The organism is Pseudomonas sp. P1.31 (genome assembly GCF_001269815.1).
Lineage (GTDB): Bacteria > Pseudomonadota > Gammaproteobacteria > Pseudomonadales > Pseudomonadaceae > Aquipseudomonas > Aquipseudomonas rustica.
The window spans coordinates 548226-567984 of record NZ_LHVN01000007.1; the positions used below are offsets into that span (position 1 = coordinate 548226).

26 protein-coding genes are annotated in these 19759 nt (G+C 58.3%); 18 read left to right on the forward strand and 8 right to left on the reverse strand.

The genetic code is table 11. The features are described from left to right. Positions 1 to 6: 6 nt before the first annotated feature. From AD669_RS05740 to recX, 13 genes are all read left to right on the forward strand, one after another. Positions 7 to 1158, forward strand: a complete 1152-nt coding sequence (locus tag AD669_RS05740; RefSeq protein WP_053117698.1) for a hypothetical protein — start codon at positions 7 to 9, stop codon at positions 1156 to 1158. After that, a complete protein-coding gene (locus AD669_RS05745) occupies positions 1155 to 1670 on the forward strand; it encodes a hypothetical protein (protein WP_053117700.1) in 516 nt (171 codons plus the stop codon). The genes AD669_RS05740 and AD669_RS05745 overlap by 4 nt, the downstream gene beginning before the upstream one ends. A gap of 136 nt (positions 1671 to 1806) precedes the next feature. Next, positions 1807 to 2901: a hypothetical protein gene (locus AD669_RS05750; RefSeq protein ID WP_053117703.1), complete on the forward strand. Its 1095-nt coding sequence runs from the start codon at positions 1807 to 1809 to the stop codon at positions 2899 to 2901. A gap of 9 nt (positions 2902 to 2910) precedes the next feature. Next, positions 2911 to 3477 (forward strand): tail fiber assembly protein, encoded by a 567-nt coding sequence (locus AD669_RS05755; protein ID WP_053117705.1) that lies wholly within the window; start codon positions 2911 to 2913, stop codon positions 3475 to 3477. A gap of 22 nt (positions 3478 to 3499) precedes the next feature. Beyond that, complete coding sequence (locus AD669_RS05760) at positions 3500 to 4393, forward strand: hypothetical protein (RefSeq protein ID WP_053117707.1); 894 nt, start codon at positions 3500 to 3502, stop codon at positions 4391 to 4393. Then, complete coding sequence (locus AD669_RS05765; protein ID WP_053117710.1) at positions 4394 to 4840, forward strand: phage tail assembly chaperone; 447 nt, start codon at positions 4394 to 4396, stop codon at positions 4838 to 4840. Between the two features lie 18 nt (positions 4841 to 4858). Then, positions 4859 to 6019 (forward strand): hypothetical protein, encoded by a 1161-nt coding sequence (locus AD669_RS05770; protein WP_053117712.1) that lies wholly within the window; start codon positions 4859 to 4861, stop codon positions 6017 to 6019. Continuing rightward, complete coding sequence (locus AD669_RS05775) at positions 6019 to 6273, forward strand: hypothetical protein (protein ID WP_053117713.1); 255 nt, start codon at positions 6019 to 6021, stop codon at positions 6271 to 6273. Before AD669_RS05770 ends, AD669_RS05775 begins: the two co-directional genes overlap by 1 nt. A 36-nt stretch (positions 6274 to 6309) precedes the next feature. Next, on the forward strand, positions 6310 to 6876 hold the full coding sequence (locus AD669_RS05780) for a glycoside hydrolase family 19 protein (protein ID WP_053117715.1): 567 nt from the start codon (positions 6310 to 6312) through the stop codon (positions 6874 to 6876). Then, complete coding sequence (locus tag AD669_RS05785) at positions 6855 to 7373, forward strand: lysis system i-spanin subunit Rz (protein WP_053117717.1); 519 nt, start codon at positions 6855 to 6857, stop codon at positions 7371 to 7373. Before AD669_RS05780 ends, AD669_RS05785 begins: the two co-directional genes overlap by 22 nt. A 67-nt stretch (positions 7374 to 7440) precedes the next feature. Continuing rightward, a complete protein-coding gene (locus AD669_RS05790) occupies positions 7441 to 7941 on the forward strand; it encodes a CinA family protein (protein WP_053117718.1) in 501 nt (166 codons plus the stop codon). An 83-nt stretch (positions 7942 to 8024) separates the two neighbouring features. Further along, on the forward strand, positions 8025 to 9080 hold the full coding sequence (recA, locus tag AD669_RS05795) for a recombinase RecA (RefSeq protein ID WP_053117721.1): 1056 nt from the start codon (positions 8025 to 8027) through the stop codon (positions 9078 to 9080). An 8-nt stretch (positions 9081 to 9088) separates the two neighbouring features. Beyond that, positions 9089 to 9559 carry a recombination regulator RecX gene (recX, locus tag AD669_RS05800; protein ID WP_053117724.1) on the forward strand — a complete coding sequence of 157 codons (471 nt, stop codon included), beginning with the start codon at positions 9089 to 9091 and terminating at the stop codon, positions 9557 to 9559. 55 nt (positions 9560 to 9614) lie between these two features. Here the strand turns inward: recX and AD669_RS05805 are convergent, their stop codons facing one another. Then, positions 9615 to 10733, reverse strand: coding sequence for a TIGR00730 family Rossman fold protein (locus AD669_RS05805; RefSeq protein WP_053117725.1), 1119 nt, complete (start codon positions 10731 to 10733; stop codon positions 9615 to 9617). 349 nt (positions 10734 to 11082) lie between these two features. On the opposite strand from AD669_RS05805, the gene AD669_RS05810 reads away from it, so the two are divergent. Continuing rightward, the gene (locus AD669_RS05810) at positions 11083 to 11277 is read left to right on the forward strand and encodes a hypothetical protein (RefSeq protein WP_053117727.1); all 195 of its coding nucleotides are present in this window, start codon (positions 11083 to 11085) and stop codon (positions 11275 to 11277) included. Here AD669_RS05810 and AD669_RS05815 read toward each other — a convergent pair whose 3' ends face one another. Next, positions 11278 to 11703 carry a PA3611 family quorum-sensing-regulated virulence factor gene (locus tag AD669_RS05815; RefSeq protein WP_053117728.1) on the reverse strand — a complete coding sequence of 142 codons (426 nt, stop codon included), beginning with the start codon at positions 11701 to 11703 and terminating at the stop codon, positions 11278 to 11280. Positions 11704 to 11892: 189 nt separating this feature from the next. On the opposite strand from AD669_RS05815, the gene AD669_RS05820 reads away from it, so the two are divergent. From AD669_RS05820 to AD669_RS05830, 3 genes are all read left to right on the forward strand, one after another. Further along, the gene (locus AD669_RS05820) at positions 11893 to 12639 is read left to right on the forward strand and encodes a tRNA-uridine aminocarboxypropyltransferase (RefSeq protein WP_053117731.1); all 747 of its coding nucleotides are present in this window, start codon (positions 11893 to 11895) and stop codon (positions 12637 to 12639) included. Between the two features lie 223 nt (positions 12640 to 12862). Next, positions 12863 to 13513 (forward strand): response regulator transcription factor ErdR, encoded by a 651-nt coding sequence (erdR, locus tag AD669_RS05825; RefSeq protein ID WP_053117733.1) that lies wholly within the window; start codon positions 12863 to 12865, stop codon positions 13511 to 13513. Between the two features lie 74 nt (positions 13514 to 13587). Next, a complete protein-coding gene (locus AD669_RS05830) occupies positions 13588 to 13950 on the forward strand; it encodes a diacylglycerol kinase (RefSeq protein ID WP_053117735.1) in 363 nt (120 codons plus the stop codon). Here the strand turns inward: AD669_RS05830 and AD669_RS05835 are convergent. Beyond that, positions 13947 to 14873 (reverse strand): LysR family transcriptional regulator, encoded by a 927-nt coding sequence (locus AD669_RS05835; protein WP_053117737.1) that lies wholly within the window; start codon positions 14871 to 14873, stop codon positions 13947 to 13949. The two genes, AD669_RS05830 and AD669_RS05835, sit on opposite strands and share 4 nt — an antisense overlap. Before the next feature lie 133 nt (positions 14874 to 15006). Here AD669_RS05835 and fpr point away from each other — a divergent pair, with 133 nt between their 5' ends. Continuing rightward, complete coding sequence (fpr, locus tag AD669_RS05840; RefSeq protein ID WP_007908723.1) at positions 15007 to 15786, forward strand: ferredoxin-NADP reductase; 780 nt, start codon at positions 15007 to 15009, stop codon at positions 15784 to 15786. A 230-nt stretch (positions 15787 to 16016) separates the two neighbouring features. Here the strand turns inward: fpr and tsaA are convergent, their stop codons facing one another. The 5 genes from tsaA to AD669_RS05865 form a co-directional block, all read right to left on the reverse strand. Continuing rightward, complete coding sequence (gene tsaA / locus AD669_RS05845) at positions 16017 to 16715, reverse strand: tRNA (N6-threonylcarbamoyladenosine(37)-N6)-methyltransferase TrmO (RefSeq protein ID WP_053117739.1); 699 nt, start codon at positions 16713 to 16715, stop codon at positions 16017 to 16019. A gap of 122 nt (positions 16716 to 16837) precedes the next feature. Continuing rightward, on the reverse strand, positions 16838 to 17608 hold the full coding sequence (locus tag AD669_RS05850; RefSeq protein ID WP_053117741.1) for an SDR family oxidoreductase: 771 nt from the start codon (positions 17606 to 17608) through the stop codon (positions 16838 to 16840). A 128-nt stretch (positions 17609 to 17736) separates the two neighbouring features. After that, complete coding sequence (locus tag AD669_RS05855) at positions 17737 to 18207, reverse strand: DUF1456 family protein (protein ID WP_053117744.1); 471 nt, start codon at positions 18205 to 18207, stop codon at positions 17737 to 17739. A 72-nt stretch (positions 18208 to 18279) separates the two neighbouring features. Further along, positions 18280 to 18990 carry an rRNA pseudouridine synthase gene (locus AD669_RS05860; RefSeq protein ID WP_053117746.1) on the reverse strand — a complete coding sequence of 237 codons (711 nt, stop codon included), beginning with the start codon at positions 18988 to 18990 and terminating at the stop codon, positions 18280 to 18282. A gap of 190 nt (positions 18991 to 19180) precedes the next feature. After that, positions 19181 to 19654, reverse strand: a complete 474-nt coding sequence (locus tag AD669_RS05865; RefSeq protein ID WP_053117748.1) for a GNAT family N-acetyltransferase — start codon at positions 19652 to 19654, stop codon at positions 19181 to 19183. Between the last annotated feature and the right edge of the window lie 105 nt (positions 19655 to 19759).

Sequence of the window (19759 nt, forward strand, 5' to 3'; positions counted from 1 at the left end):
GACGGGATGGATTATCCGAGGAGTGTCGCCAGCGCAGGTTTGGTGGATGGGAAATTTGTCGATGAAAATCCGCTGTTGGGCACGCCGGGATCGTTGATTCCGGCGGCCTGGGGTAACGGTGTCACGCAGGAAATCATCAGCGTGATCGAGGCTGGTGGTTTGACGCCTGACGAGAAGAAATACGATCAATTGTTGAAGGCGATTCAGAGCGTTTCGGCCAAAGGCTGGAGTCTGGATTCGGCTTTGCCGATTGTGTCGTTGCCGCTGCCTACCGTGGCGAATACCGAGGGCCGGTTGAATGTTGTGGCCAGCGCTGCTGCCACCAGTGGAGGCAAAGTTTCTGTGCCCCCCGGAGTGCCCGTCAGCCTGGCTCAGGAAGTGATCGCAGGTCAGTTGGCCCGTTCGCGAACGTTCACCACCGCAGCCTGGGTCAGCGCTGATCTGTTACCCAATACCGCGTATTTTTTGCGAGCTCAGGTGGTCGCCGGCGCATTGTTTTTCTATGTACAGCGTGGTCTGCCGACTGACGTTGCACCTGCCTCACTCAAAGGAACCGCCGAAGCGGTTGGTGGCGGCGGTTTTGCGTCCACCAGCCTGGACATGTGCGTGGCCTGGATACTCACTGGCGCCGTGGGAACCCTGCCGTCAGTACTAGCAATCTATAACCGCTCGCGCCTCACTTGGAGCCAGACAGTTAATGGCACCGGGGTGATTTATCTGCCACTGGATGCGCATGCGCGTTCTGCGCGGCTTATTGCCAGCAACCCGACGCCTTCGACTACTTTAGTGACTAACGCAGCGTTTGCCCAAGGAGATTGGGTGGGAGCCAGCTACACCTTCCTGAGTCCCGGAATTCAAGCGATTGGTGGAAATCCGGCGGGGTGGGCGGACAAATCGACAAGCGTGATTTTCACCAACAATCAGATAGGTGATGTCACCGTGTCGTCGTTGACGGCCAGTTTCGATCATTCGCAATTTCGCTCGCTGTGGCAGACCTTTCAGGCTCAGCACCAGCTTGGTTCCAGCAGTGCCGAAAAGGACGAATTGCTACACGGTATCGGAATAAAAGGTCACCCGATCGCGGATTACACCACCGGTATCGCCTTGAACTTCGTCAATGCCGTCAACGTTCATTTCGTGTGGGAGTTGATCCGATGAGGGTTATCCAGGAACTTCATCAATTTGGTAACGAACTGCGTTCGCCACAACCGTCGCCTGATCACACGTGGGACGGTCAGCAATGGATACAGGATCCTTTGTTAATGGCTGCGCTGGAGCAAAAGGAGTCGGAGCGCCTTTGCACCAAAGTCAACACCGCCGCCGACCGCGCCCGACCCGTACTGGCCGGCGATCCCCTCAAAGCCATGGAGTACTCCCAGGCCGCCGCAGACGCTCAGGCTTATCTAGACGCGGGTTACCCGAAAAAAGAAGTGCCGGTTTCCGTTGCTGCGTGGGTCGTCAAAGGTCGAACGGCCAAACAGGCCGCCGATCAAATCCTCAGCAAGGCCGATCAGTTGACGGATCATTTGCTGACGCTGCGCACCTTGCGCCTCAAGGCCAAAGCGCAAATTCGTGCGCAGGCTGCCAAGGGCAAAATGGACTTGGCGCGGGGTGCCGCTGATGAGGCATTGCTCGCCATCCGCGAACTGCTCGGTGGTCTCTCCGGCTAATCAATACCTTCCTTCTTGAACACCCCAAGCCCACTTCACCGTGGGCTTTTTATTTTCAGAAAAAAGCCGTGGGCACTAAGGCAGCGCCTTGATCGTCGGTGCGGTTCATTTGTTATGACAGAGGAAAAGACAACCTATGGATTATCCAATAACTGTCCCCAGTGTCGGCCTGGTCAACGGCCGTTTCGCCGATGAAGACCCGGAGGCAGGCAAACCGGGTTCATTGATCCCGGCGGCATGGGGCAACAGCGTTACTCAAGAAATTCTGAATGTGATCAATGCGGCCGGGATGGCTGCGTCCGAGACGGACACCCGGCAACTGCTCAAAGCCATTCAATCGATTGTCGGCAATGCCAGCCCGATGCGATCGGTGATCACCCGGCTAGCCGCTTCAAAGACGTTGACCGAGCAGGAACTTGGTCTCGTGTTGATTGATGCCAGTCCGGCGCCGGTCACTGTTGTGTTGCCAGCGGCCGATGGTCCATTGGGTGTGCGCGATGTGATAGTTCGTCGTGTGGACAACAGCGGCAGTCGACTCGTCGTTCAAGCGGCCGGCAGCGACCGGATTCGTTTTCACACGCACCTTTCGGCCAGTGGCTATCCATTTTTAGTGTTGATGGGTGGTGGTGACTGGTGGCATTTGCGCAGCGATGGCGCGGGGAGCTGGTGGCCGGTTGGGCGCTTCGATAACACGCCGTTGGGACGACCGTTTTTCGAGACGACAGTCTTGCTGAGCCCCGGAGGTTACGGTGCGCTCAACGGCGCCGTCATGAAGCGTGTCGAGTGGCCGTGGCTTTGGGATCACGCGCAGCAATCGGGAATGCTCGGCACCGAGGCTGCTCGCGTCGGCAACGAAGGTAAGTGGACGTCGGGCGATGGCGCAGCAACCTTTCGTGGGCCAGAGGGGAGGGGTGAGTTTTTGCGAGTGCTGGACGAAGGCCGGGGCGTGGACATAGATCGCCAAACAGGTACCTCTCAATCAGGCTCGATTCATTCCTACGCCCAAGGTGCAAATGGCGGAGGTGCTGTGGGTGCCTACTGGTCGGATAGCTTGACCGGATTTGGTGCTGAAACCCGCGAAGAAGCCGAATTCGTTTCAGGATTACTCAATGGTGGTCCTGTTTATCCGGTCGGCACCAATTATCAGCGAGATACGGCCAGCACTGTGCTTTACACCTTCAAATCCCGCCCGCGCAACATCGCCTATCCCGGTCGAATCAAGCTTATCTGAGGCTTCCCCATGTTCAATTATCTGTTTGACGGCTCGGGCGCATTGTCCGGGCCTGTCGAGTTTTTCGTCACGCCCGGAATCGGCGTTCAGCTTCCTGCCAACGCCGTGCAACTGTCTTTTGAATTGCCTGAACCGGAAACCGGCCGCACCTGGGCGCTGGTCAATGGTGTGCCGCGGGAAGTCATCGACCGTCGGGGTCGGGTTTACCGAAAGGACGGTGGTGCTCAGCAACTCTGGAACGAGTTGGGCGAGTTGCCTGAGACCTTCACCCCGCAGCCTTGGCCGGGTGATTTCTACGTCTGGCGTGATAACGACTGGCAACTGGATGAGCAGGCTCAATTGGCTGATGCCAGACAGCAGACTTTGCAAGCGCGCGATGCACTGCTTCGTGAGGCCGTTCTGCGAATTGCTCCGCTGCAATACGCCGAGGATATCGGTGATGCCAGCCATGAAGAGCAGTTGCAATTGCTCGAATGGAAGCTCTACAGCGTGGAGTTGAACCGCATCGAGAAACAGCCAGGTTTCCCAATGCAAATTGTTTGGCCGGTTGTGCCAGCCGTCAGCGCAAATACCTGAACCACCGCAAAGGAGAAATGCAATGGATTACCCAATCAGCGTGCCCAGTGCAGGCTTGGTCAATGGCAGATTTGTCGATGAAGATTCGCTTGCCGGCTCGCCCGGCTCGTTGATCCCGGCGAGTTGGGGCAATGGCGTCACACAAGAAATTCTAGGTGTTGTCCGCGCGGCAGGGATGACGCCTAGCGAATCTTCAAACACTCAACTGCTCGGTGCATTGCGCGGCACGCAGTTATTTCAGACCCCGGCGCAATTTGACGTCAGCCGCGCGGTGGCAACCCCCGAGTTCGTGCAGCGTGCGCTGGGTAATTATGCGGGTTCGCGGGGCGTCACTGCTGCGACGCAACTGACGGTTGCGGATGTGGGATGGGCGATCGGGTTGGGCGGAGACTTGCCTTATACGGTGAACCTTCCGGACATCAATTCGGTTCCCAATGGTGCGACGTTTGCGCTGCATTGCCGCAGTAACGCCGCGGTCACGATCGCCTGCACGGGCATTGCGAAGATTAGTCCACAAGGTGCGTACCTGACATCGATCGTCATGAACAGTGGTGAGAGCGCCACGGTTGTCAGGGAGTATGGGATCTGGACGGTTCAGGGTACGGCGAGTCTGAAATATGCCACGTTGTTTTCCGGGTCGTGCAATAACCCCGGATATCAGAAACATGCCAGCGGGAATATCGAACAGTGGGGATCTGTTTTCACGGACGCCAGTGGTGACGCTGTAGTGAAATTCCCTATCTCGTTTCCCAACGCTCTGTACTCCTGTGTAACCACTCACGTAGGAAGTGGCGCAGCGATGGTTATCGTTGTCGGGGGATCAGAAACAAAACAAGGTGTACGCTTGAGAGTGCGTGATGCGGCAAATGGAGTCTCTGCAGGCTGGACTGTTTTTTACGTCGCGAAGGGCTACTGAATGAACGCTTACAATGTTTTGTTCAGCGCCAGCACGGTTGGCGTTTATGTGCCGGGGATCAACTCAACGGACATACCCGAAGACGTTATCGAGATTCCTCAGGCGTATTGGATTTCGCTATTGCAGCAGATGGCGCTTATGCCGAAGGTGATCGGCGTCAATCCTGCGAACGGCTACCCGATTCTGCTCGATCCACCCCCTCCTTCGGCGGATCAAACGGCCGAAACCGAACGTCACTGGCGCACTGCACAACTGGCCGCCACTGACGGTCTGGTAGCGCGCGATCGTGATGAACTCGAAGACGGTGGCGGCACCACCCTGACCACCGATCAATACACCGAACTGCAAACCTACCGGCGTGCACTACGCGACTGGCCGCAGGGCTCTTTCTTTCCCTTTAGCGAGCATCGGCCAGTCGCGCCGCGTTGGTTGGCGGCTGCGTTTTAAGTCAGCAAGGATGTTGAAATGGATTATCCGAAAAGCGTTCCCAGCGTTGGTCTGGTGAATGGAAAGTTCGTCAATGAAGATGCCGTCGAGGGCTTACCGGGGTCTTTGATTCCGGCAGCCTGGGGCAATAGCGTTACCGATGAATTGTTGTATGTCGTCAAATCTGCCGGTCTTGAGCCGAACGAAACCGACGCTACCCAATTGCTTCAGGCAATAAAAAAAATCAGCCAGGCTGGTGAAGACAAACACGCTCCTGATATCGGCGCGGCCAATCTCTACATGGCGAATTATTCACCTGCCATTACTGCGTTGAGGGACGGTTTGGCACTGCGTTTTACTGCCGGCAACGCCAACACTGGTGCAAGTACATTTGCACCGAATGGCTTGATGCCCAAACCGCTGGTGAGTCTTGCTCAGAATGCATTGCAGCCCGCGGAAATTATCGCAGGCAGCCTGTGTTCGGTAGTGTTCAGTGCGGCGCTGAATAGTTGGGTGTTGGTGTATGCAAGTGGTGGTAATGCGTCGAGTGGCCGGTTGTTGGGAGTGAAGACTTTTACGACGTCTGGCACCTATGTACCGACTGTCGGGATGAAGAATGTATTGGTGAAGGTCTTGGGCGGCGGTGGTGGCAGTGCGGGGATTGCCGCGACAGCCGCCAATCAGATCTCTCTGGCTGGAGGCGGTGCTTCTGGCAGTTATGCCGAGGCGTGGTTGTCGGCTGCAGCTATCGGTACGAGCCAGGCAGTAACCGTGGGGGCTGGTGGTTATGGAGGCGCCATTGCAGCTAATGGGGGCCCAGGTGGAACAAGTTCTATCGGATCATTGGTTTCGGCCCCCGGCAGTGGTGGATCCCCCACTATCAAAGTGATTGCTGTCTCGGACTTTGGTTTATTCGTGGGGGGCTTTCCGAGCGGCCCATCAACCGGTGGGAATATGGTTAACAGTGCAGGTTCCGCGGGCAGTCCCGGTATCGGTGTTGGTGGATCGGTTCTTGCGGGCCACGGTGCGGCTTCGCCTCTGGGCGCAGGCGGATATGGCAGCAGCGTTGCATTGGCCGCAGCGGCCCCGGGTACCGGTTATGGGTCTGGAGGTGGCGGCATCGCCAATGGTCAGAACCAGCCGGGCAGACCCGGCGGTGCAGGTGCACCGGGCGCCGTGATCATCTACGAGTACGCCTGATGAAAACTTACGCACGCATCATCAACAACACGGTGGTGGAGTTGTTCGCAACCGACGGCGACATGGCCGAGATGTTCCACCCGGAACTAGTCTGGGCTGACATCACTAATATAATCCCAACGCCAAACATCGATTGGACTGCCAACTTCGGCACGCTCGGCTGGGTGTTTTTATCACCCGAAATAGCGCCACCGGAAAACGCCTTGAAAACTCTGGCAAAAAAATGGCTGGCAGGTATTTCCCGTCAGTCGTGATATCAGTCAAAGGATATCCAGGGAGGATCAAGCATTATGCAAATAACCGAAAACAACTTAACTAACATCATGCCCAACGCCCGCACCCAAGCGGGCGTTTTTGTTTCTGCACTCAACACCGCAATGGCTCGCCGGCGCATCGACACACCCAAACGCATCGCCGCGTTTCTTGCGCAAGTCGGTCACGAATCCGGGCAATTGCAGTACGTACGCGAACTGGGCAACAACCAATACCTGAGTAAATACGACACCGGCACCCTGGCCTTGCGCTTGGGTAACACGCCCGAAGCTGACGGCGACGGGCAAAAATATCGGGGGCGTGGGCTTATCCAGATCACCGGGCGCAGCAACTATCGCCAGTGCAGCCTCGGTCTGTTTGGCGATGAACGCCTGCTGTCGCTGCCAGAACTGCTCGAACAACCGCAATGGGCGGCCGAATCTGCCGCATGGTTTTGGCAACAGAACGGCCTCAACGAGCTGGCTGATCGCGACCAGTTCAACACCATCACCCGGCGAATAAACGGCGGGTTGAACGGCTTGCAGGATCGCCTGGAAATCTGGGCGCGGGCGAGGGCGGTGCTATGCCAATCCCCTGGCGAGTGATCGGCCTTTTGCTGTTGGCCGTCGGCGCGTTTGCAGCGGCCTGGCAGTTTCAGGACTGGCGCTACGGCCGCCAACTCGCCGAGCAATCGCGTTTAAACACAGAAACGTTGAATCAACAGAATCTCGCCGCCGCCTCGGCGCAACAGGCCGAGCAGGATAAACGCCTGGCGCTCGAGCAACGGCTCGCGACCAGTGAACAAACTCACTATCGAGCACTGAGCGATGCCCAACGTGATCAGGATCGCCTGCGCGATCGCCTTGCCACTGCTGATGTGCGCCTGTCAGTCCTCCTCGACGCAGGCGATGTTACCCAAGGCTGCAACGTGCCAGCCACCGCCAGCCCCGGCGGCGTGGATCATGCAGCCGTACGCGCCCGACTTGACCCGGCGCATGCTCAACGAATTATCGCCATCACCGACACCGGCGACCGCGGACTGATTGCCTTGCAGGCGTGTCAGGCCTATGTCAGAGCGCTCGCGCCCGAACATTTTGAATGACTCTGTGTCTTGAAAGCGCAACCGGCTCGTGTACGGTGGAGGCATTCCACACGATCCGGAGTGCGCCGTGAAAGAGATCACCCAATTGGCTGCTGAACTGGGCCGACGCCTGCAAGTGCTCAATGCCCATGTCACCACTGCGGAGTCGTGTACCGGTGGCGGCATCGCCGAGGCGATCACGCGGATTCCCGGCAGCTCGGCCTGGTTTGAAGCGGGTTACGTGACGTACTCCAACCGGCAGAAAACCCAGCAACTGAATGTGCCGACCGGGTTGTTCGAGACGGTGGGCGCGGTCAGTGCCGAGGTGGTCGAGGCAATGGTGCGTGGCGCGCAGGATAAAAGTCTGGCGCGATTTGCCGTGGCGGTCAGCGGTGTGGCGGGGCCGGACGGTGGTTCACCGAACAAACCGGTCGGCACTGTGTGGCTGGCATGGGGCGTTGGCGAGACGGTGACCAGTGAGGTTCAACACTTCCCCGGTAACCGCGATGAAGTCCGCCGACAAACGGTGAAGGCCGCGCTAGAGGGGCTCCTGCGACTAGCGGCACGAGAAATCGAAAATCAGGGGTAGGCGATCCGCGAACGCTGTGGAATAATACTGGCTACTTATACAGGTGTTGGCCGTCAGGCCTTATTGATTACGTGAGGACTTTAATGGACGACAACAAGAAGAAAGCCTTGGCTGCGGCCCTGGGTCAGATCGAACGTCAATTCGGCAAGGGTGCCGTAATGCGTATGGGCGATCAGGACCGTCAGGCGATCCCGGCTATCTCCACTGGCTCTCTGGGTCTGGACATCGCGCTCGGCATTGGCGGTCTGCCAAAAGGCCGTATCGTTGAAATCTACGGTCCTGAATCCTCCGGTAAAACCACACTGACTCTGTCCGTGATTGCCCAGGCTCAGAAAGCTGGCGCGACCTGCGCATTCGTCGATGCCGAACACGCCCTCGACCCTGAGTACGCCGGCAAACTGGGCGTCAACGTCGACGACCTGCTGGTTTCGCAGCCGGACACCGGTGAACAGGCACTGGAAATCACCGACATGCTGGTGCGCTCCAACGCCGTTGACGTGATCATCGTCGACTCCGTGGCAGCCCTGGTACCGAAGGCTGAAATCGAAGGCGAAATGGGTGACATGCACGTGGGCCTGCAAGCCCGTCTGATGTCCCAGGCGCTGCGTAAAATCACCGGTAATATCAAGAACGCCAACTGCCTGGTGATCTTCATCAACCAGATCCGTATGAAGATCGGCGTGATGTTCGGTAGCCCGGAAACCACCACCGGTGGTAACGCGCTGAAGTTCTACGCGTCGGTTCGTCTCGACATCCGCCGTACCGGCGCGGTGAAGGAAGGCGACGAAGTGGTCGGCAGCGAAACCCGCGTCAAGGTTGTGAAGAACAAGGTGGCTTCGCCGTTCCGTCAGGCCGAGTTCCAGATTCTTTACGGCAAGGGCATCTACCTCAACGGCGAGATGATCGACTTGGGCGTGCTGCACGGTTTCGTTGAGAAGTCCGGCGCCTGGTACGCCTACGAAGGCACCAAGATCGGTCAGGGCAAGGCCAACTCGGCCAAGTTCCTGGCGGACAACCCGGAAGTCGCGAAAAAGCTTGAGAAGCAACTGCGTGACAAGCTGCTGACCCCAGCGGTGATCGATTCCAAGGCCTCTGCAGTCAAAGAGACCGAAGACGACCTGGCCGACGCTGATATCTGATAGCAACGATGAGCACCGTCGTACTCGAAACCCTCGTCGCGGTGCGGCGAACCGCCATGGATCTGCTTGCACGTCGCGAGCACGGTCGAGTCGAGCTGACGCGCAAACTGCGTCAGCGCGGCGCTGAGGCGGAGATGATCGAAACAGCCCTCGACCGTTTGACGGAAGAGGGACTGCTTTCCGAAGCCCGTTACCTTGAAAGCTTTGTTTCCTACCGTGCTCGCTCCGGCTATGGCCCATTGCGGATTCGAGAAGAACTGAGCCAGCGCGGCTTGCAACGCGCCGATATCGAACTCGCCCTGCGCGAAAGCGGTATCAGTTGGCACGAGCAACTTCAGGAAACGTGGCAGCGCAAATTCTCCGGGCACTTGCCGATTGATGCGAAAGAACGGGCCAAGCAAGGCCGATTCCTTGCGTATCGGGGCTTCTCGATGGAGATGATCAACCGCTTGTTCAGCGGTCGAGGGATGGACGATTAAGACGCCTCAATAAAAACGGCCCGCTATGGAAATAGCGGGCCGTTTTTTTTTGCCTTTAAATTGCCTTTGACGGCTCACGCGCACGTTGCGCTGCTTGCGGTTTGGACTGCGCCCAGTTTTCCGGCAGGTTGATGTAGTCGATCAGTTCCCTCAAACGCCCTTGATTACGCGCATTGAAGGCGAAAGCCAGTCGCGCCAAATGGCTGTATTGCGCGTCATCATGTTCCTCGCCGCTGTAAGCGTGTTGATGGAATTGGTCGCTGAGGCACAAATCGGCGAACGCCTCCTGCATATGCTCAAGCGCTTGTTCGCTGAGCTTGTGATTCATTCGAATCACGAACTGACGTTTGAGCCAGCGGCTGGAGTGGAAGTTGCTGTAGAACTGGTTGATCTGCTCCACCGCCTCTTCGACCGTGTACACCAGACGCATCAGTTTCATGTCGGTCGGCAGGATGTAGTGATTTTCCTCCAGTTGCTGGCGAATGAAATCCATCGCGCCCTGCCAGAACGTGCCGCCCGGCACATCCAGCAATACCACCGGCACCAGCGGACTTTTGCCAGTCTGAATCAACGTGAGCACTTCCAGTGCTTCATCCAGCGTGCCGAAACCGCCGGGGCACAGCACCAGCGCGTTGGCCTCTTTGACGAAGAACAATTTACGGGTGAAGAAGAAGTGGAACGGCAGCAAATTGCCGGTGCCGTCGACAGTCGGGTTCGCATGCTGTTCGAAGGGCAGGGTGATATTGAAGCCGAGGCTGTGATCGAGGCCGGCACCTTCGTGGGCGGCGGCCATGATGCCGCCACCGGCGCCGGTAATCACCATCATGTCGGAGCGTGCCAGTTGCGCGCCGAGTTCTCGGGCCAGCGCATACAGCGGATGTTCGACCGGTGTGCGTGCCGAGCCGAACACAGTGACTTTACGTTGGCCCTTGAATTGCTCCAGCACGCGAAACGCCTGCTCCAGTTCGCGCAGGGCTTGCAGGGTGATCTTGGCGTTCCAGCGGTTGTGGTCTTCCTGAGCCATGCGCAGCACGGTCAGGATCATGTCGCGGTAAATGGGAAGGTTCGGGCTGTTGGGGGAAACACGGCTGAGTTGTGCTTCGACCTGGCTGATGAGGTCGGGGCCGCTTTCCTGAAAATGACGACTCAACAGGTCATTCGGTTGGTAAGGCATTCAACGTCTCCTTCTGCACAGAGCGGGTGGCCCTGACGAGCGGCGTCAGGGCCGCGCTGCAAAAACACACACGATCGGCAGTTCCATTTCTGCCGTTAACAGATGATCGGGAATACTTTGAATTTAGACCCTTGCGTGCAATTGCGCTGACTCGATCATTGCGCCGCAATGTTCTGGCTGGCAACCGCTTGTTGATATTCAGGGATCGGCACACCGCTCGTCTGAACGTGCAACGCGCGCTAAACCCTCTGATTAACTAACTTACAGGCGCCGTACGACAGCGTTGCGGCAATAACCGTACGCAAGGTGCACGTTTTTGAAGGATTTGCGGGTAGCCAGGAGGCGGGACATGACCAGAGTGGTTCTGGAGATCGATGCACAGTTGTATCGAATGTTGAAAGCATCTGCCGAGACCCATCAGGTCAGTCTCGAAGAGGAATGCTGCCGGCGTTTGGCTGGTGGCGAGCATCCGTCGCAGTATCTTCAGGCCTTGCTGGCCGAATTGCGCGCCGAGGATGAACAGCGGCGCGCCAATTCGCGATGATTACTTCTTCTTCGCCGGGGCAGTTTTCGGGCAATCCGAATCCTGATAGCTGGCGGAGCCGATCGCCTTGTTGGTTTTCACTTCGGTGAAGTCGTAACGCATGACCGCGCCCTTGGCCATTAGCTTGCGAAAGGCCGGGTTGTTGCACACCGAAGCGCCCAGTTGAAAGTACACAGCCTTGGGATCAGCACGCATTTTCTGCGCATGACTGGCCTGCACGCTCAGGTGGTTGATCAGCGTGGTGCCTTCAACGGTGAAACCCTGATCAAGAATGTCTTCACTGATGGCGCGTGGCGTGCCGACGCTGCTCTGGGCGGCGACGTTGCGCAGCTCGCGGTTCAGATTCTGCTCACTCAAGGATGCAGCCTGAGCGGTGAAGGACGACGCCAGCAGAATGGCAGCGGTGGGAACGATAAGGCGCAGCATGAAACTCTCCTGATTCGGTGACTGGTGGTTCGACCAGCCTCGGGGCTGTGCGTTCAGTGGCGCCGAATTATAGGGGAGCCGGTCGGGAGGGTACAGGCTTGTCCCCGTTGCTCTGGTAAACTGCCGGCCTTTATTGCCCTGCCGAGTGCTGTTCGTGTCGAGTTTCCCTGTCTGCCGGCGTTGCCCGCGATGAACCATGCCCCCAATGCCGTCGCCCGTTTGCGTGACCAGCGCGAAGATGAAGGCATCAAGCCGATTCAGGCCCGTGGCTTTCGCTCCGAGCGTTGCCGCGATTGCCGGGTGATCATCAGCCATTGCTTGTGTGCGTGGCGACCAAGCGTCGACACGCGTTCAGGCGTGTGCCTGATCATGACCGGCAAGGAAGTGTTCAAACCAAGCAACACCGGTTGGCTGATTGCCGACGTGGTGCGCGATAACCATGCGTTCATCTGGTCGCGCACCGAGCCCGATCCGCAGATGCTGGCGCTGCTCAACGACCCGCAATGGCAGCCTTATCTGGTGTTTCCCGGCGAATACGTCGAGCCGTCGCGGGTGACCAACACGGTCGCGCCCGATAGCAGCAAGCGCCCGCTGTTTATTCTGCTGGATGCGACGTGGACGGAAGCGCGAAAAATTTTCCGCAAGAGCCCGTATTTCGATCGCTTGCCGATCCTGAGCCTGCTGCCCGACAAACTCTCGCGCTATCGCCTGCGCCGTTCCACCCGCAGCGAACATCTGTGCACCGCCGAAGTCGCGGCGCTGTGCCTGGAGCTGGCCGGCGACGCGGATGCCGCCTCGGCGCTGGACGCCTATTTCGATGTGTTCAGCCAGCATTACCTCGACGCCAAGCAACAGCTCGACATGAATGAATCCACCCCCGCGCACGCCGAGTTGCTGCCCTATATACGAAAGCCGCAGCCGGAGTTGGCGCAATAGTGGCCCATACTGTCGCTACCGGCGGCCTTGCTGCTTGACCACCCAGTCTTCGCTGGGCATGCTTGGCGCCGATTAGGGTGCGGCCAAGGTTTGAAACGCCGTCTTTGCTGGTTATTGGCGTTGAACGTGCCCCTGTGGATACCGCTTGCAAGCGGCATCTTGAGTTGCTTTGGCCAGACCCGACTGCATCGGGTCTGCCATCAAAAACAGGATCATTTGAAAAATGGCCACATACGACATCCTGATTGCCGATGATCACCCCCTGTTTCGTAGCGCCCTGCATCAAGCGGTGACGCTGGGCCTCGGCCCGGATGTGCGACTGGTGGAGGTGGCGAGCATCGCCGAACTGGAAGCGCGCCTGACCGAAAAATCTGACTGGGATCTGGTGCTGCTGGATCTGAACATGCCCGGCGCTTTCGGGTTTTCCGGGTTGGTCATGCTGCGCGGGCAGTATCCGCAGATTCCGGTGGTGATGGTGTCGGCTCAGGAAGAAGCCTCTGTGGTGGTCAAGTCCCGTGAATTCGGCGCCAGTGGCTTTATTCCCAAATCCAGCGACCTCAGCGTGATTCAGCAAGCCGTGCGCAAAGTGCTTGATGGCGATGTGTTCTGGCCGCCGCAAGCGTTCGAAGCAGTTGCCGTCTCCGACGAAGCCAAAGCCGCCAGCGATGGCCTCGCCAGCCTGACGCCGCAGCAGTTCCGCGTGCTGACCATGGTCTGCGAAGGCCTGTTGAACAAGCAGATTGCCTATGAGCTGAGTGTGTCGGAAGCGACCATCAAGGCCCACGTCACGGCGATCTTCCGCAAGCTGAATGTGCGCACCCGCACGCAGGCTGCGTTGCTTCTGCAACAACTTGAGTCAATTCCGAGTCAATAAAGCCTGGCGCCTTCACGCTTTTTTGACTTTTGTTGATCTAGCTTTCTCACTCCTTTTTGGTTGGTCTCAACGTTATGTCACCTTTCAAGGGCCAGACCGGCCTGAAACGCATCCTTAATGCCTCCGGTTACTCGCTGGACGGTCTGCGCGCAGCTTTCACCGGTGAAGCGGCGTTCCGCCAACTGGTGCTGCTTAATGTGATCCTGATTCCGGTGACGTTCTTTCTGAATGTCAGCCGTGTTGAACAGGCGCTGTTGATCGCGGTGTGCCTGCTGGCGCTGATCGTCGAGCTGCTGAATTCGGCGGTCGAAGCGGCCATCGACCGCATCTCGCTGGAACTGCACCCACTGTCGAAGAACGCCAAGGACATGGGCAGCGCCGCGCAATTCGTCGCGCTGAGCATGATTGGTCTGGTGTGGGCGGTGATTCTGCTTTAAGCGATCGTCGGCAAGACGATCTCGTCGCTGCGCTGAACCCCGGCGGTGAAAGCGCGGCACAGTTCGAGAAATTCGCGCATCGCCGAGGTCTGGTATTTCTGTTTGTGCCAGATGAAGTAGAACTGCCGCGCCAGATCCAGATCCGGCGTTTCCACCGGCACCAGACTGCCGCGTCGGAACGCATCACGCAGCGCCAGTCGCGAGATGCAGCCAATCCCCAGCCCCGATTCCACCGCGCGTTTGATAGCTTCGGTGTGTTCCAGCTCCAGACGGATATTCAGCGCGCTGCGATGATGACGCATGGCCTGATCGAAGGTCAGCCGCGTGCCGGAGCCTTGTTCACGCAGAATCCACGCCTCGTGCGTCAGCTCTTCCATCGTCGCAGTGCCGCGTTTGGCCAAGGGATGCTGCGGCGCGCAAAACACCACCAGCTCATCCTCAACCCAGCTCTGCACTTCGATGTCCGGGTGGCTGCAATCGCCTTCGATTAGACCCAGATCAATTTCGTAGTGGGCGACTTGTTGCACGATATTGGCAGTGTTCTGCACGTGCAGCTTCACCTGACTTTCCGGGTGGCGCTGCATGAAACTGCCGATCAACAGGGTCGCCAGGTAATTGCCGATGGTCAGCGTCGCGCCGACCGACAGCGAGCCGAAACCGGATTTGCCGTTGAGCAGGTCTTCGATTTCCTTGGCCTGATCGAGCAGGGCCACCGCCTGTGGCAGTAGCTGTTTGCCGAGGGCGTTGAGGCTCAGCCGTTTGCCGGCGCGGTCGAACAGCTGGCAGCTGGATTGGCGCTCAAGCTCGGTGATCGAAGTGCTGGCAGCCGACTGCGAGAGGTTGAGCAGACCCGCAGCACGGGATACGCTTTCCTGCTGGGCGACGGCGACGAAGACTTGCAGTTGACGGAGAGTAAATCGCATATCGATATAACCGATAACCCTTATCTTAATAATCCAGTTAACAGATATTGTCGTCGCTATTAGAATGCGATGCAATTGCGCACCGTCGCCTTCAAAAGCCAGCGCAGACCCAATCTCCAGGAGTCAAACGTACATGAGCAACATGAACCACGAGCGTGTCCTCAGTGTTCATCACTGGAACGACACTCTGTTCAGCTTCAAGTGCACCCGCGATCCGGGCCTGCGCTTCGAGAACGGTCAGTTCGTGATGATCGGCCTGCAACAGCCTAACGGCCGCCCGCTTATGCGCGCTTACTCGATCGCCAGCCCGAACTGGGAAGAGCATCTGGAGTTCTTCAGCATCAAGGTGCAGGACGGCCCGCTGACCTCGCAGCTGCAGCATTTGAAGGAAGGCGACGAGATCATCATCTCGAAAAAGCCTACCGGCACCCTGGTTCTCGATGACCTGAACCCGGGCAAGCACCTGTACCTGCTGAGCACCGGCACTGGTCTGGCGCCGTTCATGAGCGTGATTCAGGATCCGGAAACCTACGAGCGCTTTGAAAAAGTGATCCTGGTTCACGGCGTACGCTACGTCAACGAAGTCGCCTACCGCGAATTCATCACCGAGCACCTGCCGCAGAACGAGTTCTTCGGCGAAGCGCTGCGTGACAAGCTGATCTACTACCCGACCGTGACCCGCGAGCCGTTCGAGAATCAGGGCCGTCTGACCGACCTGATGCGCAGCGGCAAGCTGTTCAGCGACATCGGCCTGCCACCGATCAACCCGCAGGACGACCGTGCAATGATCTGCGGCAGCCCGAGCATGCTCGACGAGACCAGTGAAGTGCTCGACAGCTTCGGCCTGAAGATCTCGGCGCGGATGCGCGAGCCGGGGGATTACCTGATCGAGCGTGCGTTCGTCGAGAAGTAAGCTGTTCAGGTGACGCAGAGCGTCAACGGATGCATTCCCACGCAGAGCGTGGGAACGATCAGCCCCCACTGCCTGCAAAGGCAATGGGGGCTTTTTTATGCCCGAAACATTTCCTTCATGCCTGCCACAATCCATGTAGGAGCTGCCGAAGGCTGCGATCTTTTGATCTTGCTTTTAAGATCAAAATCAAAAGATCGCAGCCTTCGGCAGCTCCTACATTGACCGAGGTCTCAGGCTGCGGCAGGGATAACTTCCAGCACGCGGATCTGCTCAGGCGTCGGGTAATGCCAGCGTACGTCCAGATCCCAGAACTGCGCGCCGTATTCACGCTCTGGCACCGGGGTCTGATATGCCGGACGCGGATCCTGGGCCAGACACTGTTCAATCAACGCAACCAACGGCTCATCAAGGCGCTGAGCGTGTGTGTGCGCTTGTTTCAGTGCCGAGTCCGTCCACTGCACGTCAATCAGCTGCGGTGCTGCACTGGCGATGCTGTTGGAGGCTTCGGGGATGATATCGGCATAGGGCACGTAGGGTTTGACGTCGAGAACCGGCGTGCCGTCGAGCAAATCGATTCCCGAGATGAACAGGCGATTGGCTTCGACCTTGTCCAGTTTCACCACAGATTGGCCGATGCCGTTCGGTCGATGGGTCGCGCGAGTGGCGAACACGCCCATGGACTTGTTGCCGCCCAAGCGGGGTGGGCGGACTTTCAGGCGTGGTTTTTCTTCGAGTGCTTGATGGAACAGGAACAGCAACCAGACGTGACTGACCTGTTCCAGACCTTGCACGGCGTCACCCTGATCGAACGGCGCCACCAGTTCCAGCACGCCGCGGGCGGCGGGGGCCAATTGCGGCTGGCGCGGGATGGCGAATTTCTCCTTGAAGCAGGAGCGCACGAAGCCGATGGGGGAGACGCTGTAAGTCATGGTTTGCATTCGAAGCGGGGCAGGGTGGGAATGATGCACTAAAGATCAATAGATCGCAGCCTTCGGCAGCTCCTACAGGGGCGCGTCGATCCCATGCAGGAGCTGCCGAAGGCTGCGATCTTTTAAAGGCTAAACCCACCATCCAACGGAATGATATTCCCGGTCATATAGGCCCCGGCGGTACTCGCCAGACTGATCGCCAACGCCGCCATCTCCTCTTCACGCCCCCAACGCTTCATCGGAATCAACGCCGTATCCTCAGCCAACGCCTGCTGATCATTACCAATATGCTGGGTCATCTTGCTCGGAAACCGCCCCGGCGCGATCACGTTGACGTTGATGTGCTGGCTCACCAACTCCCGCGCCAGAATTCGCGACAACTGATGCAGGGCCGCTTTACTCGGCCCATAGGCATACGCCTGCTCGCCAAAGGAAGAAATCCCTGCCACCGAACCAATGTTGATAATACGCGCCGGATTCGCCGTCGACCCGGCCTTGCGCAACAGCGGCAGAAACTGCTGGATGCAGGTGAACACCGACGTCACGTTGAGCTGCATGACCTTTTCCCAGCCCTTGACCGGGTAGCTCTCCAGCGGCGCGCCCCACGTGGTGCCGGCGTTGTTCACCAGAATATCCAGATGGGTGATTTGCTCGCCCAGACGCGCGGCCAGTTCCTGCACGCCTTTTTCAGTCGCCAGATTCGCTGCCATGCCGTAGCAAGTACCCAAAGCGCTGAGTTCTTCCGCGGTTTGATGACAGGCTTCGGCGTCGCGCGAGCAGACATAGACACGCGCGCCAGCCTCGACGAAGGCTTTGGCGATCATTTTGCCGATACCACGGGTGCCGCCGGTCACCAGAGCGGTGAGGCCTTGCAGGGAGAAATACGGGTGCATGGCGAGTCCTGAGTGCTAGGGATCAATACACCCTAGTCGTCAGCCGCGAAAAGCGGAGCCACTATTTTCGGAGGGAATGAACGGTCATGCGTTGCGGTGGCGACCATCGATCGCCACCGCAGCGAGGATCAGGCCGGGCGAACGCGAAGGGTCAGACCTTTGAGGAAGTTGCGCAGCAACTGGTCGCCGCACGGGCGGTAGTTGGTGTGGCCAACCTTGCGGAACAACGCGCTCAGCTCGGGCTTGGACACCGGGAACTCGGCAGCCTTGAGGATCGCGTGCATGTCGTCTTCTTTCAATTCGAAGGCTACGCGCAGTTTTTTCAGGATGATGTTGTTGGTCACCGGCACTTCGATCGGCTGCGGCGGACGGCTTTCATCCTTGCCACGCTTGAAGATCACCAGACCGTCGAGGAAGTGCGCGATGACTTCGTCCGGGCAGCGCACGAAACCTTCTTCGTCTTCTTCTTTCTTGTCGAGCCAGGTCAGCACGTCAGCGAGTGCTACGTCCATGCCGCCGAGCTTGATGATTTCGACAACTTTCTTGTCACTGATGTCGAGCATGTAGCGCACGCTGCGCAATACGTCGTTATGAATCATGTGAGTAATCCTGATAAGCGTTGTGGGCAGCACGCGGGCGCGCTGCCGGAATGTGTGGCGGCAGTGGAAGTCTTAGAACTTCTCTTTGCCGGACAGGTAGCGCCATTGGCCGACCGGGACTTTGCCGATCGAAACGCCGCCGATGCGGATGCGGCGGATGCCGATGACCTTCAGGCCCACCGCTTCGCAGAACTGGACGATGATCCCCGGCTGCGGGTTTTTCATGGCGAAGCGCAGGCGGTTTTCGTTCTGCCAACTCGCCTTGACTGGCGGCAACTCCTTGCCCTTGTGCGTCAGGCCGTGCTGCAAGCGATTGAGGCCGTGGGCGACCATGTCACCTTCGACTTCGACCACGTATTCCTGCTCGATTTTCGCGGCGTCGGCGGTGAGCTTGCGCAGGATTTTCCAGTCCTGGGTGAACACCAGCAGCCCGCTGGCCTTGGCTTGCAGGTCGGCGCTGGCGGTCAGGCGCAGGAAGTGGCCGCGCAACGGGCGTTTGCCATAGCGATGTTCTTCGCTGAGGGTGTCGATGCTCAGCGACTGCATGGCGGTTTCGACGTCCATGCCGGCCGGCGCGTTGAGCAGGATAGTCACCGGCTCCGGCGCGGTGGCCTGGGCGTCCTTGTCGAGCTCGACCTTCTGGTCGCCGACCTTGAACTGCGGTTCGTCGATGACTTCGCCGTCCACGGTGACCCAGCCGCCCTCGATGAACAGCTCGGCCTCTCGGCGGGAGCAACCGACCAGTTCAATGAGGCGTTTGGAGAGGCGAATCGGGTCAGTCATGACAGGGCCGTAACAAAAAAGGGGTGGGCATTGTACCTGTGTGGCGCCGGTTAAGCCCGGTTCCATTTACAGGCGCTGAATTCAATGTGGGAGCGAGCTTGCTCGCGAAGGCGTCCTGCCAGTCTATGTGTGCAGTGACTGGTACACCGCATTCGCGAGCAAGCTCGCTCCCACAGGGTTCTACAGGGTTTCAACCATTACTGGAGCGTTGCTGATTTTGCCGCAAGCGCATGTGCAGCAACGGATACGGCTGGCCCATGCCATCCACCTCCGAGCGGCCGATCACCTCAAAACCCTGCTTGAAGTAAAACCCCAGTGCCTGCGGGTTCTGTTCGTTGACGTCCAGCTCATCGGCGTTCAAATGCTGCATCGCATAGTTGAGCAGCTTCTTGCCCAAACCTTGACTGCGAAAATCGGGATCAATGAACAGCATCTCAATCTTGCCCGCCGCGACCCCGGCAAACCCGGTTATGCGCTGGTCGGCGTCCTTGGTGCAGATCAGCATCACCGCATCCAGATAGCGGGTCAGCACCAAATTACGCAGCAGCTCGATGTAGCTGTCCGGCAGAAAATCATGGGTGGCGCGAACCGAGGCCTCCCAGACCCGGGTCAGTTCCTGATAATCGCTGAGTTTCGGCGTGTGGATAACCGAGTGGTGACGCATGCCTGTTGGCCTCTTGTTCGTTCAAGGGAGTCCGTCCCCCGATAAACGATAGCCGTAAAAAAGCCCCGCATCTTGGAAAAAGAGCGGGGCTTTTGAATTCAGCGC